The sequence below is a fragment of the Iningainema tapete BLCC-T55 genome (assembly GCF_014698965.1).
Classification (GTDB): domain Bacteria; phylum Cyanobacteriota; class Cyanobacteriia; order Cyanobacteriales; family Nostocaceae; genus Iningainema; species Iningainema tapete.
The window spans coordinates 60,952-77,881 of record NZ_JACXAE010000057.1; the positions used below are offsets into that span (position 1 = coordinate 60,952).

Annotated in this window: 13 protein-coding genes; 8 read left to right on the top strand and 5 right to left on the bottom strand. The window is 40.9% G+C overall.

The window, feature by feature from the left end; genetic code table 11:
* Positions 1–398 precede the first annotated feature (398 nt).
* The 7 genes from ICL16_RS16540 to ICL16_RS16570 all read left to right on the top strand — a co-directional run bounded on the left by ICL16_RS16540 (position 399) and on the right by ICL16_RS16570 (position 9,694).
* Complete coding sequence (locus ICL16_RS16540; protein WP_190829666.1) at positions 399–3,434, top strand: peptidase domain-containing ABC transporter; 3,036 nt, start codon at positions 399–401, stop codon at positions 3,432–3,434.
* Between the two features lie 43 nt (positions 3,435–3,477).
* Positions 3,478–5,010, top strand: a complete 1,533-nt coding sequence (locus ICL16_RS16545; protein WP_190829668.1) for a beta-barrel domain-containing protein — start codon at positions 3,478–3,480, stop codon at positions 5,008–5,010.
* 62 nt (positions 5,011–5,072) lie between these two features.
* Positions 5,073–5,846 (top strand): peptidylprolyl isomerase, encoded by a 774-nt coding sequence (locus ICL16_RS16550; protein ID WP_190829670.1) that lies wholly within the window; start codon positions 5,073–5,075, stop codon positions 5,844–5,846.
* Positions 5,847–6,133: 287 nt separating this feature from the next.
* Entirely contained in the window at positions 6,134–6,454 is a 321-nt protein-coding gene (locus ICL16_RS16555) for a hypothetical protein (RefSeq protein WP_190829672.1), read from the top strand.
* 138 nt (positions 6,455–6,592) lie between these two features.
* Positions 6,593–9,181: a tetratricopeptide repeat protein gene (locus ICL16_RS16560; RefSeq protein ID WP_190829674.1), complete on the top strand. Its 2,589-nt coding sequence runs from the start codon at positions 6,593–6,595 to the stop codon at positions 9,179–9,181.
* A gap of 2 nt (positions 9,182–9,183) precedes the next feature.
* On the top strand, positions 9,184–9,384 hold the full coding sequence (locus tag ICL16_RS16565) for a hypothetical protein (protein WP_190829676.1): 201 nt from the start codon (positions 9,184–9,186) through the stop codon (positions 9,382–9,384).
* Between the two features lie 46 nt (positions 9,385–9,430).
* The gene (locus ICL16_RS16570; protein WP_190829678.1) at positions 9,431–9,694 is read left to right on the top strand and encodes a hypothetical protein; all 264 of its coding nucleotides are present in this window, start codon (positions 9,431–9,433) and stop codon (positions 9,692–9,694) included.
* A gap of 142 nt (positions 9,695–9,836) precedes the next feature.
* Here the strand turns inward: ICL16_RS16570 and ICL16_RS16575 are convergent, their stop codons facing one another.
* From ICL16_RS16575 to ICL16_RS16590, 4 genes are all read right to left on the bottom strand, one after another.
* Complete coding sequence (locus tag ICL16_RS16575) at positions 9,837–10,664, bottom strand: hypothetical protein (protein ID WP_190829680.1); 828 nt, start codon at positions 10,662–10,664, stop codon at positions 9,837–9,839.
* A 384-nt stretch (positions 10,665–11,048) separates the two neighbouring features.
* Positions 11,049–11,873 (bottom strand): hypothetical protein, encoded by an 825-nt coding sequence (locus tag ICL16_RS16580; protein ID WP_190829682.1) that lies wholly within the window; start codon positions 11,871–11,873, stop codon positions 11,049–11,051.
* Between the two features lie 507 nt (positions 11,874–12,380).
* Positions 12,381–13,880, bottom strand: a complete 1,500-nt coding sequence (locus ICL16_RS16585; RefSeq protein ID WP_190829684.1) for a M16 family metallopeptidase — start codon at positions 13,878–13,880, stop codon at positions 12,381–12,383.
* Positions 13,880–15,403 carry a M16 family metallopeptidase gene (locus ICL16_RS16590; RefSeq protein WP_190829686.1) on the bottom strand — a complete coding sequence of 508 codons (1,524 nt, stop codon included), beginning with the start codon at positions 15,401–15,403 and terminating at the stop codon, positions 13,880–13,882. Before ICL16_RS16590 ends, ICL16_RS16585 begins: the two co-directional genes overlap by 1 nt.
* Positions 15,404–15,706: 303 nt before the next feature.
* Between ICL16_RS16590 and ICL16_RS16595 the strand changes: the two genes are divergently transcribed.
* Positions 15,707–16,321: a TetR/AcrR family transcriptional regulator gene (locus ICL16_RS16595; RefSeq protein WP_190829688.1), complete on the top strand. Its 615-nt coding sequence runs from the start codon at positions 15,707–15,709 to the stop codon at positions 16,319–16,321.
* A gap of 25 nt (positions 16,322–16,346) precedes the next feature.
* Here ICL16_RS16595 and ICL16_RS16600 read toward each other — a convergent pair whose 3' ends face one another.
* Positions 16,347–16,823 (bottom strand): DUF4332 domain-containing protein, encoded by a 477-nt coding sequence (locus ICL16_RS16600; RefSeq protein ID WP_190829690.1) that lies wholly within the window; start codon positions 16,821–16,823, stop codon positions 16,347–16,349.
* Positions 16,824–16,930: the final 107 nt, after the last annotated feature.

Sequence of the window (16,930 nt, forward strand, 5' to 3'; positions counted from 1 at the left end):
TCACAAATCTTTTCAGGGATATTAACTACTGCCAAATAAATAGGCAATGTAACTCTTCCCTAACCGAATTAGAGAAGAAAATTTACTCAAAATTATGCTGAATCTTAAAGAAGTAAAACTTTACTTAGCCCAGGGATAAATCCCCCGATACCGCTAATATCAGGGGAATCCAAGGGTTAGCTGCCTATGTATTAACTGTTTAAATAGCCAAGGATTGGCTATCTAATCTTGCAGCTGTGATTCTTAGACCAGTCATAACAGCTGCTGTAGACGTGTATGTCCACTTTTTTCGGGGCAACTGGTAGTAATCATGACACACATTTGTAGTCGAAAACAAGCTTTGCGCGGGAGAAAAATTAACGCTCGCCATCCAATGACTTTAAGTTGGGGGTAAGAGAATGTCAATGATTTTGTCTCCTGCTATGCTCGCTCAACAACTAGCAGCTAGCGAGTGTGAAAAGCTAACTGAAACTGAACTGCTTTTATGCGCTCAGGCGGTAGAAACTATTGAACCACCTTGTGCCAAACAATTTTGGCGATCGTTAGATGCCAGCGCCGGTATATATATAGTTGTTGCAGGTAAAGTAAGACTGCTGGACGAAAGTGATAATTTAATTGCCACGCTTGGCGCAGGTTCATCCTTTGGGCAAGCAACTTTATTTCGTGAAGATAACTTTGGACAATATACTGCCAGAGCTTCTACTAACTTGAAGCTTTGTTATCTCAAACAAGATGTGTTGCAGCCGTTGATGGATAAACATCCACAAATCCGCACTCATTTATATCAGCAAGCTGAACTGTGGGATTTGCTACTGATATGCCGCCATAAGATACAATCGTCGCCACCATCTGATGTGCAAGCTATGCACAAAGCTCTATCCTTGTTTAAACGACAAAAGATAGATATCTCAGACAATGTCTCTCTTCCGGCAGATGTAAAAGCGTTATTACTTTACAAAGGAGAGTTGCAAAATTATAACAATCACAGCTTAACACCAGGAAAAATTTATGTAAACCCTAATAAAAGTAATTGGCACACCAACAAACCAACAATTGTTTATATTCTCCGAGATTCTGATTGGTTAGCTTGCCTCGCTTATTGGTCAAAATTAGCATTAATTGATGATGGCTCAACTAGTGTAGAGCCGATCTCACCGCCCAATCGCAGTAACGTTATTCCATTTCGGCAACCACAACCAGCGCCAAAACCAAAATCAAAAAAACGACTTGCCTACTTTCCCAGCCCAAAGCAAAAAGTAGGGCATTGGTGGCAAAAGCTCAGTAAGCAGTATCCCTTTTATGCACAACACAGTGCCTCTGATTGTGGGGCAGCCTGCCTTGTCATGATTGGGCTCTACTGGGGCAAGCAGTTTAGTTTGAATAGGTTGCGAGATTTAGCTAACACCAACCGTAGTGGGGTAGACTTACGCTCTTTGGCAGCAGCAGCAGAAAGCATCGGCTTTGCTAGTCGCCCAGTCAAAGCCACCTTCGCTAAATTAGCAGAACAATCCCTACCAGCGATCGCTCACTGGGAAGGCAAACACTACATAGTAGTTAATGAAATCACAAACAAGCAGGTAATTGTTAGCGATCCTGCCATTGGCATACGGAAACTAACTAAAAACGAATTCATCGCAGGTTGGAGTGGATATGCATTATTATTGCAGCCCACCTCCGAACTCAAAGAAACAGAAGAAGCAGCTACAGGATTCTGGCAGTTTTTCGACATCATCAAACCCCATTGGAAAGTACTGCTAGAAGTATTTGTCGCTTCTGTCTTACTGCAAATCTTTGGACTAGTCACACCCCTATTCACCCAATTGCTCTTCGACAGAGTGATTGTACAAGGTAGCACAGCCACTTTAAACGCAATTGGTTTGGGTTTGCTAGTTTTTGGTTTGTTCCGCCTTACCATGAGTGGAGTACGGCAATATCTACTAGCACACACAGCTAACCGTGTGGGCATAGCCTTGCTAGTAGGCTTTATGAAACATACCTTCCGATTGCCCCTAGCATTTTTTGAAACACGTTACGTCGGCGACATTGTTTCTCGCATCCAAGAAAACCAGAAAATTCAGCGCTTCCTCACTGGCGAGACGCTAGGAATCGTTCTGGATTTTATGACAGTGTTTATCTACCTGGGATTAATGTTCTGGTACAACTGGCGTTTAACATTGCTAGTACTAGTCATTGTGCCACCTTATTTCATCTTGGCGTTCACTGTAACACCTTTGTTGCGGCGGATTTCTCGAGAGATTTTTAATGCTTCTGCAGAAGAAAACAGTTATTTAATTGAAGCCCTTACCGGAATTCGCTCAATTCGCTCAATGGCAGTTGAACAAACTGTTCGGTGGCATTGGGAAGAACAGCTATATAAATTAGTCAAAAAAGGTTTTTCTGGGCAGGTAATTAACATCCGCCTTTCTTTAATTAGTGGCACTATCGATCTGTTTAGCAATACTGCATTACTCTGGTTTGGCGCATGGCTAGTGATTAACCAGCAACTCACGATTGGACAATTAGTTGCTTTCAATATGTTGATTGGCAACGTCCTTGGTCCTTTTCAACGGCTGGCGGGGCTGTGGAATCAATTGCAGGAAATAGTTATTTCCACTGAGCGCATTAATGATGTCATCCAAGCAGAGCCGGAAGAAGATTTACAAAATAAACCCCGCCAGTCTCTGCGCAAACTGCAAGGGAGAATTCGTTTTGAAAATGTAACTTTTCGCTATCACTCTCAAAATGATACGAACGTGCTACAAAATCTTAGTTTTGAGATTCAGCCAGAGCAAACTGTGGCAGTTGTCGGGCGTAGCGGTTCCGGAAAAACTACCCTTTCCAAATTAATTTTGGGTTTATACCTTCCGACAGAAGGCAAAGTGTTGATTGATGGTCTAGATGTGACGACTATTTCCCTCCGTTCGCTGCGATCGCAGTTTGGTGTTGTCTCACAAGATACCTTTCTGTTTGGCGGTACGGTGAGGGAAAACATCAGTATCGCTTACCCACAAGCCTCTATAGAAGAGATCATTGATGCGGCACGTCTTGCAGGCGCAGATGAATTTATTCAAAAATTGCCCCTGGGTTACGAAACCCAAATTGGGGAAGGTGGCGGAATGCTATCAGGTGGGCAACGTCAGCGACTGGCGATCGCTCGTGCCTTGCTGGGTAACCCCCGCTTCATACTTTTAGATGAAGCGACTTCTCACCTCGACTCAGAATCGGAGCGCATTATTCAAAACAATCTCAAAACAATACTTAAAGGGCGTACCAGCCTAATCATTGCTCACCGCCTTTCCACTATCCGCAATGCTGACTTAATTTTAGTTTTAGATCGCGGTGTATTGGTTGAAAGCGGTACTCACGACGAATTGATTGCCAAAAAAGGTCATTATTTCTACCTTAATCAACAACAACTAGCTCATGCAGGGTGAGCCAGAATTCAGAATTCAGAATTCAGAATTCAGGAGGAAAACTATGCCATTTGTATCTCGCAATTCATCCGCACGGGCTCAACCGTCGCCGGATGATGAACAAAATTACAAGCCCAACCAAACAGAATCGACAAACCTAAATCCGGTAGACACAGAAGATACCAACGATTGGTTTTTAGGTACTGAGGAACTGCTAGATGCTTTACCTAGACCTTGGACACGCTCTATTCTGTATGTACTCATCGGTTTTGCAATGCTCGTTGTCCCTTGGGCAATGTTGTCCAAAATTGATGAGACAGGAACTGCAAGGGGACGGATTGAACCATTGGGAGCAACCCGAAAATTAGATTCTCCGGCTACTGGTAGTGTGACTGCAGTTAAGGTAAAAGAAGGTGAGACTGTAAAAACAGGACAGGTTTTGGTAGAACTGGAGTCGGATGTTCTGCGCACAGAACTCCAACAAGCACAGGCAAAGCTATCGGGGCTACAAAGTCAGCGGCAGCAACTGAATTTGCTCAAAAACCAAGTAGAGTTAGCAATTCGCGTCCAAAATCAACAAAACCAAGCGCAACAATCAGAAAAACTTGCCCAAATACAACAGGCACAGCAGAATCTTGATACTCTCCAGACTAACTATTACTTACAAAAAGAGGAAAAGCTAGCTCAAGTTAACCAGAAAAAATTAGCAATTGATTCGATTAAAGCAGCTTACGAGCTAGCACAAGTTCGTTACCGTGGCGCTCAAGAAAAAGTACCACGCTACAAAAAAGCTTACCAAGAGGGTGTTCTTCCCCAAGATCGGTTGATGGAAATACAACAATCAGTCAAAGAAAACTACCAAAACCTTCTGCAAGCAAAGTCAGAAATATCTCGCTCTCAATCAAGCTTGAAGGAAGAACAAAGTAGTTATGAGCGAACTATTCGTCAAGCTAACTCTGATATCCAACAAGCTCAGCTACGTCTGCAAGAGCAACAACGCAGTTATAAGACCTTAATTCATACCGGAAAACTATCTGTACTTAAAAGTCAAGAACAAATCAAAGATTTGCAATCACAAATTACGGCGATACAATCACAAATTGCTCAAACCGGTAGCATGTCCACATCGTTAAAGCTACAGATGCAGCAACGAGTGGTGCGATCGCCTGTGGATGGGGTAATTTTTGAGTTGCCCATCAAAAAGCCAGGACAAGTTGTACAACCAGGTCAATTGATTGCTTCTATTGCACCCAACGGATCTCCTTTGGTACTCAAAGCTCAAATGCCAATTCAGCACAGTGGTTTTTTGAAAGTGGGAATGCCTGTCAAGATCAAATTTGATGCTTATCCCTTCCAAGATTACGGAGTGATATCTGGAAACGTCAATTGGATTTCTCCAGATTCCAAAATTAGTACCACTACCGCTGGTAATCTAGAAACTTTTGAACTGGATATTACTCTCAAACAGCCTTATATCAAAACAGAAAATAAACAAACACCCTTAACGCCAGGTCAAACAGCAACCGCTGATGTAATCATCCGTCAGCGTCGCGTCATCGATTTCTTATTAGATCCATTCAAAAAATTGCACCAGTAGAGACGTTCCACCGGAACGTCTCTACACCATCCCAAATCTCAAACGATCAAGGAAATTGCATCATGTTAAATATTTCTGGTGAAGACATAATTCACCAAAACAAACTCTCTTGCCAAATACCGAGCATAGTGGAGGCGATCGCCAAAAGAAAAATAATTGCTTCTGTAGCTAAAGAAGTAGGCGTAGAAGTCGAAGAAGAAGAACTACAGGAGGAAGGCGATCGCTTGCGGATGGCAAATAAATTAGTCAAAGCCACAGACACTTGGGCATGGCTAAAAAAACATCATCTTTCCCTAGATGACTTTGAAGAGTTAGCACGCCACAATATTCTGGCGCAAAAATTACCAAATCATTTATTCTCTCATCAGGTCGAACCATTCTTTTTTGAGCATCAAACCAATTATGTGCAAGCCGTTACCTACGAAATCATCTTGGATGATTACGACTTAGCGCTAGAACTGTTTTACTCACTGCAAGAAAGTGAAGCTAGTTTTCCCCAAATTGCTCGTCAACACATACTTGATCCAGAACTTCGTCGCACTTGGGGATACCAAGGAGTGCGAAATCGCCAAGACTTCTTACCAGAAATTACTGCTGTTATCTTTGCCGCCAACCCTCCAGAAATTCTCAAGCCAATTGTCACTGCAAAAGGAGTTCATTTAATTTTGGTAGAGGAAATTATTCAACCTAAGTTAGATGAAAAATTACGCCAAAAAATTATTACTGATTTATTTGAGGCATGGTTAAAACAACAAATTGAAACTGCGCAAACTACCATACAGCTTGACTTAGAGGCTAAATCTATACAATTTGAAGAAATGCTCAAACAGGCTTAATTTAGTTATTAATTAATTGAAATAGTTTGATTTTAAAAAAGAATAATTATTAAAAGTAGTCAATATAAAAGGTATATATTGGCTGATTTTGCGTCTCTATTAATTCATATAATTAACTATAAGCAAAAAAGCATTTAAAAAGTAAAACTGATTGATAAATATAAAAAAGAATTATCAAAAAATATCCTGAAACCTATTGCTTTTAAAAGTAAATGTTGTAAAGTATAAATGTGAGCGAAAAACAGCTTACACAAAACCCAAAAATAAACAAATCCCAGGACAGAACCATGATTATCTCTGATTTAAACTACTTAGAAGCAGTAACCGAAACCGTTGTTGGTGGTCGTCATCTAAACTTCGACAAGAACTTGCTCTCTAACATCAAAACCAACTTGGATTTCGATTCTAACACCAACATCAACGAAGTTGTTAACAAGAATGCAAACATTCGTGTTAACTCTAACGTTGTAGGTAACTCTGCTACATTCGCTTTCGATAACGAAGCTATCGGTCCTAACAGCACTGCTGAAGGTACATTGAGCCAAATCACCATTGCTGGTGAAGGTTCTAGCCAAAGCGGAACATTTATTTCTGCTACCAACAAATAGTATTTAGCCTCAAATATAAATAATTGCTCCACATGGAGCAATTATTATGTTGACAAGTTTATTGAAGGTAAAAGCATCCCCAAATACCCATAATAAAGTAATAACTTATAAAGGGTATTTGGGGATTTCCGTATAGCAATGAAAACCGAAAATATCTCAGAATCTCATGTTAAAGCTCGCATCCAAATTGCTGTCCAGAAGCAAAAGTTAGGTCAATTGGATGAGGCGGAAACAATATATAGACAAATATTGCAAAGTCAGTTTGAACAACATGTAGAACAACAATCTTTAGGAGATATATATAAACAAGCTATACTTAATTTTGGAGTTATCCTTCAACAACAGGGAAAGTTAACAGAAGCGCTCAAACTTTATGAGCAAACTTTAATTATTGAGCCTAACTTTGCTGAAGTTTATAACAACTTAGGAAATGTTTTTCTCAAGCAAGGTCAATCAGATTTAGCTATAAAATGTTATCAAAAAGCTTTGAGCATTAAACCTGATTTTGCTAATGCTCATAATAATTTAGGAAATGCTCTGAAAGAATATGATTTAGACGCAGCGATACAGTCGTATCAGCAGGCTTTAAAATTTAAACCTGATTGGGCTGAGGCTCTTTACAATTTAGGAACTTCGCTGAACGAACAAGGTAATTTAGAAGCATCTAAAACTTGCTTTGAGCAAGCTTTAAAAATTAAACCTGACTTGGCTGCAGCTAAATTTGGCATTTGTATGAATCAATTGCCAATTATCTATTCTCATGTAGACGAAATTCAGTGGCGGCGAAATCAGTATCAAAAACATCTAATTGAGTTAGCTCAGCACTATAAATTTGCACCTGCTGAAGAACAAGTAGAGATGGCGAAAGTAGTAGGTTATTTACAGCCTTTTTATTTAACTTATCAAGGTTTTAATGACCGATATCTACAGCTTATTTACGGGGAAATGATTTGTCAACTGATGGCAAGGTGTTATCCTCAGTGGGGTAAGGTAATTCCCATTCCTGAGTTAGCCGCTCATGAAAAAATTCGCGTCGGTTTCGTAAGTGGTTTTTTTCGGGAGCATTCCAATTGGAAAATTCCGATTAGAGGTTGGGTAGAAAACCTAGATAAAAGTGAGTTTGAGTTGTTTGGGTATCATACCAGCTCACTACAAGATCAAGAAACACTCACAGCAGCCAAAGTTTTTGACAAGTTTACTCAAGGTCCTTTACTGCTGGAACAATGGGCTAATATAATTGAACGCGATCGCCTACATGTTCTGATTTTCCCTGAATTTGGAATGGACTCTATGACGATTCGACTGGGGTGTTTAAGATTAGCTCCCATTCAAATCACTTCTTGGGGACATCCAGAAACTAGCGGAATGCCCACGATTGACTATTACTTGAGCAGTGCTTTAATGGAACCAGAAAATGCTCAAGCTCATTATACGGAAAAATTAGTCAGATTACCTAACTTATCATTTCATTATACACCTAAGGAAATTCAACGAACAGCAATTAGTAAAAGGGACATTGGCATTGCAGATGATGAAGTGATGTTCTGGTGCTGTCAATCGTTATATAAGTATTTACCGCAATATGATGATGTTTTTCCGCAAATTGCATCATATTTAAGTAGGTGCAAGTTTGTTTTTATTAAACATCATGCTAGTGAACAGATTACCAAAGTCTTTAGCGATCGCTTAAAGCAAGCTTTTGAAGGGTTCGGACTCAATTATCAAGATTACTGCATTTTTTTGCCTCGTCTAGAACCCAAAACTTTTACCGCAACGACAGCCATTGCGGATGTGTTTCTTGATAGTATCGGTTGGTCTGGATGCAACTCGACATTAGAAGCTCTAGCTTACGACATTCCGATTGTGACAATGCCTGGTGAGTTGATGCGGGGAAGGCATACAATGGCAATCCTGACAATGATGGGTATTGATGTGACAATTGCGACAAATATTGAAGATTATGTGCAGATTGCGGTTCGTCTCGGTCAAGATGCTCAATATCGTCAACAGATTTCCCAACTTGTTGCCCAAAACAAGCACTTATTGTCTGGCGATTTAGAACCGATAACCGCTCTGGAAAATTTTCTCTTAAAACTATTTAAAAAATCAAGAAAATGTGGTAGCATAGCAACAAGATTACTTCAACAAGCGAATCAATGTCAACGTACTCATGGCTGGGCTGAAGCTGAACATTTATATCATCAGGTGCTAGAAATTCAGCAAAATCAGCCAGAAGCTTTATATGGGCTTGGTACAATAGCTATTCAAACTGGGCAAACCAAAGCTGCTGAGCAGTGGTTGAGCGCAGCAGCACAAATACAGCCAGATGTCAAAGTATGGTTTAGTTTGGGCAATGTGCGTCAAGCTCTGGGTAAGTGGTTACAAGCTCAAGAAGCATACCAGCAAGCGATCGCTCTCCGACCAGATGCAGCACCGATATACAATAATCTCGGCTACACTCTGCAACAACAAGGACTTTTAGATGAAGCGATCGCATACTATCAAAAAGCTTTGGCAGTTCAACCCAACTGTATAGAAGCCGATGTCAATTTAGGCAACGCGCTTCACCAACAAGGGAAGCTTTCCCAAGAACAGCAAGTCTACTATGCACAATTAAATCACAAATTAGGTGTGCAAAGGGAAAATGCAGGCGATCTGAAGATGGCTACAGCATACTATCAACAGGCGATCGCTATTCAACCGATAGAACTAACAAAAGAGGTATAAACATGGATAACTCACAATTTGTCACTAAGCGAATAGTCTCACCTGATGGCAAAGTGATTGCGGAGATCAAAAGTTTTGCTCAGGCGTCTGGTGATGGTAGTAAGATTAGCCAAAGCGTACGAATCAAGGTGTCATCTGAGGAAAACGTTCAGATTTCTTCACAATCTGGTTCTATTTCTATTTCTTGTAATCAAAGAGATTAATTGTCTCTAGCCTTACTTAGTTTTGTGATGTGAAAATAGAGAAGTTATGATAATTTGCGATCTTGATTATTTAGAATCTCTACCTGAAACATATGCTCAGCATATCAATGGTGGTGATGCTCTAGCTATTTCTGATTTTAGCGCCAATGGTTATGGTGATGCAACTGACATCACTACTGTAATTGACAATAGAGCAATTAGTGACCCAGCAGGGCGTTATCATATAGCTACTAGCTATATTAATATTATTGCTAAATTTGAGAAAAACTTTTCCGTTGTCTCTAGCTCTTATGCCTTAGTAACTAGTTAAAATGTTAAAGATCCCCGACTTCGTAAAAGTTGTCGGGGATCTGAGAATAGACATAGCAGTGAATAATGTAGAGACGTTCCATGTAACGTCTCTACAAGGATTCTGGATAATGCACGTTGAAATTCGGTCGATGTCTAACGTGCTAAGCAGCAGTTATCTTACGTTTAGACTTGTATGCAACCACGCCAATTGCGCTACCACAATATAATAGTAAAGCTAGGTGAGTAGAAGGTTCAGGTGTTGACACTACTCTAGCTTGATTTCTCTTCACTTCTACTAAAGTGAAATCTGTTCTTTCCGCGAAGGTGCGTTTTAAAGAACCTGCGACTGAAACTGTAGCAAATTCTTGATTTCCTTCAAAATTAGCGTCTCGCAGTAAATTACTTATAGTAATGTTGTCGCTAGTTTCGAGAGCAACAAAATCAGCATCATCTGGAGTGGTTAAATTACCAAAAAGGCTAAAGAAATCTAAGACACTCATTTTATTAGTATCAAGTAATAAAAATGAGACATCTCCTGCTCCGGTGGCAATCTCATCTCTTCGATCATCTATTGATGTTTGCAAATTTAAATTAGCGGCAAAGTCAAAAGAAAAAGGTGTACCGGCATCGGCAAAGAATTTACCAATAACTCTAGCTTCACTATTTGCCTCTCCTATATAATTTCTGCCCTCTCCCAAAGCCTCGCTAATCGAAAAATTTATTGCTTCTGGTGGAGAAATCACAAAAGATGCTTGTGCAGAACCCTGCGCTTGCACCATGTTATTCTTACCAGTATCAATCGCCACAGCATCAACGTCTGTTTCCGTCTCCACTTCCAAAGGGCTTTGACTGAAATTACTAAATTCAAAATCTCCTTGAGAAAAAGCAAAGGTAGCAGCTTGACTAGGTGAAGCCACTAACACAGAGCCAGTAACAATTGGAGTAGCTATTTGCAGTGCGTGCTTGATATTTGCTAGGTATTGCTTCATACAATCCTCAGTTCCGTTCTTGCAGTTATTTTTATTTGGTAGATATATACACCTGCCCCCAATAATTAAGTAACAGCAATCGGTAATTAGTAAGTTCAAGCTTTACCGTGTTTGCTGTAAATATTTGTCCCATCCCAAATAACGCTGTCAACTTTTTTCTCATCTCAAAGAAGGTGACAGTCGTATCAGTTATTTATTTGGTAGATATTTCCCTATGTGATAATACTAATGCCTTTACTTTATCTTTAGCATAAATTTTCTGTAAGTTATTATCAAATTTATGCAAACATAGAATGAGCGAGGCTGTGAGGTTATGCGATCGCATAGTCTCACAGCCTTAAAAATTAATTATGATGCTTGTAAAGACGCCTCAGTGGGGCGTCTCTACGAATATTGTGGTTGTACTTTGCGCCTACCCAAGGCAACACCCACTACACCAACACCAACAAGTGCAGTTAAGTTAGTTGAAGATTCAGGTACTGCTTTAACTTCAACCCGATTCTGCTTAACTTCAATTAAAGATATAGTTTTTGCGTCAGTAAAGAAGCGATTGAAAGAACCTTGAAATGAAGCTTGAGCAAATTCTTGATTCCCGCTAAAACTAAAATCCTTGGCTAGAGTACCTAACACTACGTTGTCGCTTTTTTCAATGGCAACAAAATCTTCATCACCGGGTGTAACTACATCTCCCTTTAAACTAAAGAAGTCTAGGACACTGTTACTAGCAGTATCAACTAACAAAAAAGATATATCTCCACCTGCTTTGGCACTTTCAGAACGTGTATTCTCTATTGACGCTTGCAACTTGAAATCGCCAGTGAAGTTAAAAGAAAAAGGTGTATTTGCATTGACATCGAAGTTGCCGACAACAGTAGCCTGACTGTCTGCCAATGCTAAGTAATTTCTATTCTCACCCATAGCTGTGCTTAAAGATGAGTTAGATGCTGCTGGTGGAGAGATGACAAAACTTGCTACCGCGTTAGCTTCAGCTTGTGCTGTACCGTTACCTTTTTTAGCAACAAAAACTTCCGTGTTGGCAATAGCTTCAGTGGAAACGTTAGAGGGTTCTTGACTGAAGTCGGTAAAATTGAAGTTTCCTTGTGACAAAGCGAAAGTTGCAGCTTGACTTGGTGTTGCTAATATACAGCTAGTAAAAAATGGAGCAGTGAGTAGTAAAAAGTGTTTGATCAATCCTTGGTATTGTTTCATACAATTCTTAGTTGAATACTTTTTGAGTTTTTCAGTAAATTATTTACCCAACAGATTAAGCTTCTGCGATGAAAAATTTTCACCGCCAAGCATGAAAAAGGAGTCTTACATAGCTTCTCTCTACTTTTATGCAGGAGTAAAGATGACTATATAAGTCCTAATTTTTGTGCCGTGACTAAGTAGTACAAACTACGGAGCAGCAATACACTGATGTCTTACCGATAAAAGACGGTAATTACTGCATCATTAAGTATTGTAATAACTATAGATAGGTAAATTATTACTTACGTAAATATACTAAAACTATGTCAACAGATCTTTGATAAATTTTCTGTAAGTATTTTTCGGGAAAAACTAGACATAGAACAAGAAAACTTTATATTTGATAAGCATGAGACTATATAAGTTCATACACATGTATTCAGGAGACGCGATTCGCGTCTCCAATTAATTATTCATTGCTTGCATATCATATCAGGAAGATATACAAAAGCTTTGTTGTACTGATTAATTCGCAGCTTGTGTTGGTGTACCGGGAATAGTGATATCAATTGGCGTCACCTGTGCAGATAGCTGCGTCAGAGGTGGATTAATCGCAGCTTGATTACCCACCACCAAAGTCACCATCTTTTCCGGCTGCAGATACTTTTGTGCCACCCGTTGCACATCAGCAGCAGTAGTTGCAGCTACCGCCTTTTGATAGCGAAACAAAAAATCAGCCGGATAACCATAATACTCATAGCGCATCAAACGAGACAAAGTTTGACTAGGGTTTTCAAAATTAAAAACAAAAGAATTGAGAGTAGACTCCTTAGCAAAAGCCAACTCCTCCTTCGTCACCTGTTGAGATTGCAGACGCTTAACTTCCTCCTTCAGCGCCTGAACAAACTGTACAGTAGCATTAGAACGAGTTTGTCCCCCAGCGGTAAAAGTGCCAGGATAGTCAAAACTAGGACTCCAGTAACCATATACAGAATACGCCAAACCTTGACGCGATCGCACCTGATTAAACAAACGCCCACCGAAACCATTCAAAACCCCATTCAAAACATCAAGAGCCGGATAATCAGGACTATTATACTGTCCTCCCAAATGTCCCATCAAAACACTACTTTGAGTCAACTGCGGCTGATTAACAAAAAAAACACCACCAGTAGAAACCTGCCTCACCGGAGGTAACTCAACCTTAGCTGCATTCTGCCGAGACTGCCAATCACCAAACCCAGATTGAATCAGCCCACGCATCTTTTTGGCATCAAAATCCCCCACAATGCCCAAAATCGAATTACCAGGGAAAAAATAGCGCTCCTTAAACCCAATCAAATCAGCACGAGAAATATTATCCAAAGACTTATACTCCACCGTGCGAGCATAAGGACTATCCTTACCATAAATTAACTTTTGAAACTCACGACCAGCAATACCATCAGGATCATCATTACGACGAGCAATCTCACCCCGCTTCTGAGTCTTCTCCAAATCCAACTTATCCTGAGCAAAAGCAGGTTCGCGAATCACATCAGCAAACAAACCAAAAACCAAACTTAAATCCTCACTCAAACACTCAAACCCAGCACTACCAAAAGTCTCACCAACACCAACCTCAACCGAAGCCGAGCGCTGCTCCAAAATCTCATTCAAACGATCCGGCGGATACCTCAAAGTACCCCCACTGCGCATCACCGAACCCATCAAATCAGCCAAACCAACCTTATCCCCAGACTCCAAACGACTACCAGTACGAACCAAAAGCGTACCATTAACCAAAGGAAGCTCATGATCCTCCATCAAATAAACAACCAAACCATTCTTCAAAACAAACCGCTCATACCTCGGCAACCGCACCTCAGGCAAAGGAGCAAACTGCAACTCAGTATAATGCTTAGCCTCCGCCGCTAAAGAAAAGTTAAAAGTTAAAAGTAAAAAGGAAAAAGAAAGAAGCAACGCATAAAAAAACCTTCTCCCAATTCTCCTCTTCTTGGCGCTCTTGGCGTCTTGGCGGTTCATCACTTCTTCCCTCCCTTCGACAACAACTTACCAACAGTACGATTCTCCAAAGTAAAAGTCCCCCGTGCCACCCGTTGAACATCAGCAGCACTAACCCGAGCAATCTCATCCAACCGCTGAAACAAATTACGCCAAGAACCAGTCTTCACCTCATACTCCAACAACTGAGCCGCCATCCCCGCATTAGAATTAAGCATCCGCACCAAATCAGCCCGTTCCTGAGTCTTCACCCGCTCCAACTCAGCAGCAGAAACAGGCTCCGACTTCAACCGCTCAATCTCCCTGCGCAAAGCCACCGCCACCTCATCCACCGAATGACCAGGAGCCGTGAGAGCATAGAAAAGCATCAAATTCGCATACTTATCACCCGGAAACCCACTAAAACCCTGAGCCGAAAGCGCCAACCGCTGCTTTTCCACCAAAGACTTGTACAACCTAGAAGTCCTTCCATCACTAAGCAACCTGCTAATAATTTGATAAACCGCTTCATCTGGGTGATTCATAGCCGGACGATGATAGCCCTCCAAATACCAAGGTTGAGAAGACAACTGCAAAGTCACCTCCCGTGCTTGTGTCTGTTTTGGTTCCACAGCAACTTTAGTAGTAGGTTTTGGCTTCGCTTGATAGCGCCCAAAGTAAATTTGCGCCAGTCTTTTCACCTCAGTTGGTTTAACATCACCCACAAGTGCGATCGTCAAATTACTTGGTACATAATACGTATCAAAAAACTTTTGCACATCATCACGAGTTAAATTGCGGATATCTTCGTCATAGCCAATTACCGGACGTCTATAAGGATGCACCTGAAAAGCAGTATCAGTAAACTTCTCAATCATCATACCAATGGGAGAATTTTCTACCCGCAGACGACGTTCCTCCAAAATTACATCTTTTTCTTTATAAAACTCGCGAAATACAGGTTCCAAAAATCTCTCCGACTCCAACGACATCCACAGTTCTAACTTATTTGCAGGAAAGCTGTAAAAATAACGTGTCGCTTCCGTCGAGGTATTAGCGTTTAAACCCACACCTCCCGCCTGCTCCACAATTTGCCCTAATTCATTTTGCTTGACAAAAGAGTTAGCTTGTACTTCTACTTGCTTAAACTCAGCTTCTAACTTGGTCATCTCAGCTTGATTACCTGCTGCTTTCGCTGCAGTAATTTGAGTTGCCAACTGATCCAACTTATCTAGTAACGGTGCTTCAGCCTTGTAATCTTTTGTACCAATTCGCCTTGTACCTTTAAATGCCAAATGCTCTAGAAAGTGTGCTACACCAGTTTTACCCACTGGCTCATCCACACCACCTACGTCAGCATAGGTAAGAAAAGAAACTACTGGTGCTTGATGTTGTTCTAAGACAATGAACTTCATGCCGTTGTCAAGGCGGAATTCCGTCAATTGCTTAATTACTCGATCTAAATAAGGTTGAATCGAGCTAGGCTTTGTTGGCGTTTTGGCTAAAGCTACTCCTGGTAAAAACCCCCAGGTGAAAATTGTCACCGCTAAAAGGGTTGCTAGCACCCCCCAACCCCCCTTTACAAGGGGGGCTTTATTCCCCCCTTGTAAAGGGGAGCCACCCCCGTGCTTTGGTTCCCAAAGTTGAGGGGAGTGGCGTGGGTTAGGGGGGTACGCGGGTTGCGCATTGCTAAACGAGATGTGTTTGAAAATCCATTGGTTCATAAAGAAAAGTAAAGTTTTCTGACCTAAGAAATACGATAGTTGAACAGCAAGGCGTTAATCTTGTATTAAGCTTTCTGAGGTTTTGTACTTAACGTTAGACAATAATGCTGACATACCTGTTCCAAAGATATTACTATACCTACTATGCGAGTTTTTAATTCTTCACCTCCCTCAGAAACACAAACACGTACCCGCATTTTACAAGCTGCGCAAAGATTATTTGCTTCTCAAGGTTTTGATGGCACAACAACTCGTGACTTAGCACAAGCAGCAGGGGTGGCAGAAGGTACTCTATTTCGTCATTTTCCCAATAAAAAGGCAATTTTGGTGGAGGTGGCAACTCAAGGTTGGGTGGAAATTCTCACAGACTTGCTCACAGAATTAAGTGAAATGGGTAGCTATAAGGCAGTGGCGCAGGTGATGCGAAGGCGGATGTGGAATATGCAAAAAAATGCCGATATGATGCGTGTCTGTTTTATGGAAGCACAGTTTCACCCAGATTTGCGCGATCGCGTACAATCGGAAGTAATAGATAAAATGACAGATGTCGCCGAAGCATTCTTTCAAACAGCAATGGATAAAGGCATTTACCGCAAAATGGATGCGAAAACTGTTGCCAAGGTATTCCTGGGAATGTTTGCTGTTGCCGGTTTTTCTAACAACACCATGCTCGAACCTGACGCTTCCCCTCAACAAATGCAGTCTATGGCTGAAGGATTAGCCGACATCTTCCTTAATGGGGTGTTAGCAAAGGAGTAAGGAGTCAGGAGTCAGGAGTCAGGAGTCAGGAGACAGGAGTAAAATTTTGGATTCTGAATTCTGAATTCTGGATTATTTGTGCTTGCTTACTCCACTGTTGTACTTGCTCTATCGTTGGGCATAAATCTCGCCTTTGCATTGTTGCTACCTGCAAGCGTAAAATTTGCTTGTGCAATGTATGCGTCGGAATTGTTGCTAACTGAGCCACCGAGCAAACTCCTGCATGTAGCAATAATCCACAATACTGCGTTCCTACACTAGGAATACGCGCCAAATCTGCCAACGCCACCCACTTATTAACATACTGAAGGTGGATTTGTAACTTACTTGCCAATGCCAACCGGGAGGCAGGAGTCTTTCCTTGTTGTCCAAGTGCTGCTATAGTTGTGATTCCGCAGTCTTTGAGTTGAGATTGTTCTTGTTGACTCAAACCAGGTAACTGGTCAATTGGTATATCACTTGATGAGACATTACTCACCATAGCTTGACGTTTAGAAGACATTTTGGAAAAAGAAAAATACGTTCTTATATTTTGACAAATTTATTTGCTGATCTTTGTTCTACCATTTTGTAAACCTAGAAATAAATTTCTAGGCTCATGAATGTTTT

Coding starts and splice junctions, on each gene's coding strand:
- ICL16_RS16580 (WP_190829682.1), bottom strand. CDS start 11,873: ATGAAACAATACCAAGGATTGATCAAACACTTTTTACTACTCACTGCT.
- ICL16_RS16585 (WP_190829684.1), bottom strand. CDS start 13,880: ATGAACCGCCAAGACGCCAAGAGCGCCAAGAAGAGGAGAATTGGGAGA.
- ICL16_RS16565 (WP_190829676.1), top strand. CDS start 9,184: ATGGATAACTCACAATTTGTCACTAAGCGAATAGTCTCACCTGATGGC.
- ICL16_RS16550 (WP_190829670.1), top strand. CDS start 5,073: ATGTTAAATATTTCTGGTGAAGACATAATTCACCAAAACAAACTCTCT.
- ICL16_RS16540 (WP_190829666.1), top strand. CDS start 399: ATGTCAATGATTTTGTCTCCTGCTATGCTCGCTCAACAACTAGCAGCT.
- ICL16_RS16600 (WP_190829690.1), bottom strand. CDS start 16,823: ATGTCTTCTAAACGTCAAGCTATGGTGAGTAATGTCTCATCAAGTGAT.
- ICL16_RS16575 (WP_190829680.1), bottom strand. CDS start 10,664: ATGAAGCAATACCTAGCAAATATCAAGCACGCACTGCAAATAGCTACT.
- ICL16_RS16545 (WP_190829668.1), top strand. CDS start 3,478: ATGCCATTTGTATCTCGCAATTCATCCGCACGGGCTCAACCGTCGCCG.
- ICL16_RS16560 (WP_190829674.1), top strand. CDS start 6,593: ATGAAAACCGAAAATATCTCAGAATCTCATGTTAAAGCTCGCATCCAA.
- ICL16_RS16595 (WP_190829688.1), top strand. CDS start 15,707: ATGCGAGTTTTTAATTCTTCACCTCCCTCAGAAACACAAACACGTACC.
- ICL16_RS16570 (WP_190829678.1), top strand. CDS start 9,431: ATGATAATTTGCGATCTTGATTATTTAGAATCTCTACCTGAAACATAT.
- ICL16_RS16555 (WP_190829672.1), top strand. CDS start 6,134: ATGATTATCTCTGATTTAAACTACTTAGAAGCAGTAACCGAAACCGTT.